The sequence below is a fragment of the Vibrio sp. 2132-1 genome (assembly GCF_033344315.1).
In genome coordinates this window covers 1-633 of sequence record NZ_JAWPON010000470.1, presented here as the reverse complement: position 1 = coordinate 633, position 633 = coordinate 1, and the positions used below count along the sequence as shown (strand labels likewise).

The 633-nt window shown below is 46.4% G+C and carries 1 protein-coding gene and 1 pseudogene; both read left to right on the top strand.

Annotated features, from left to right (window positions below):
- Window positions 1–472 (top strand): annotated as a pseudogene (gene gidA, locus R8N47_RS26110) (tRNA uridine-5-carboxymethylaminomethyl(34) synthesis enzyme MnmG); the annotation flags it as partial.
- On the top strand, window positions 472–633 hold a 162-nt coding region (locus R8N47_RS26105; RefSeq protein WP_412034490.1), incomplete at its 3' end, for an RsmG family class I SAM-dependent methyltransferase. The pseudogene gidA and the gene R8N47_RS26105, both read left to right, overlap by 1 nt.

Sequence of the window (633 nt, the reverse complement as noted above, 5' to 3'; positions counted from 1 at the left end):
CGAGCGTCAGCGTCTGAAGTCTACTTGGGTAAACCCAAACTCGACGGGCATTGATGAACTGAACAAACTGCTGAAAACGCCAATGGCGCGTGAAGCAAGTGGTGAGGATCTTCTACGTCGTCCAGAGATCTCATACTCACAATTGACTCAACTTGATGCCTTTGCTCCTGCTCTTGAAGATCAACAAGCGGCAGAACAAGTAGAAATTCAGGTGAAATACGACGGTTACATCAAGCGTCAGCAAGAAGAGATCGAAAAATCGCTTCGCCACGAACACACAAAACTGCCTGCGGATTTGGATTACAAAGACGTAAAAGGTTTGTCGAACGAAGTGGTTGCGAAACTGAGCGAAGCCAAACCGGAAAGTATTGGCATTGCTTCGCGTATTTCCGGCATTACGCCTGCAGCGATTTCAATTCTTCTTGTGCATCTGAAGAAGCACGGCTTGCTGAAAAAAGGCGAGGAAGAGTAATGAGTGCACTACGAACCAAGCTTGATTCACTGATTGCACAGACCGATTTAGACGTTTCAGAAAAACAACGAGAGCAGTTAGTCGGTTACGTTGAGCTGCTCGATAAGTGGAACAAAGCGTACAACCTAACTTCGGTTCGCGATCCTTTAGAGATGTTAGTG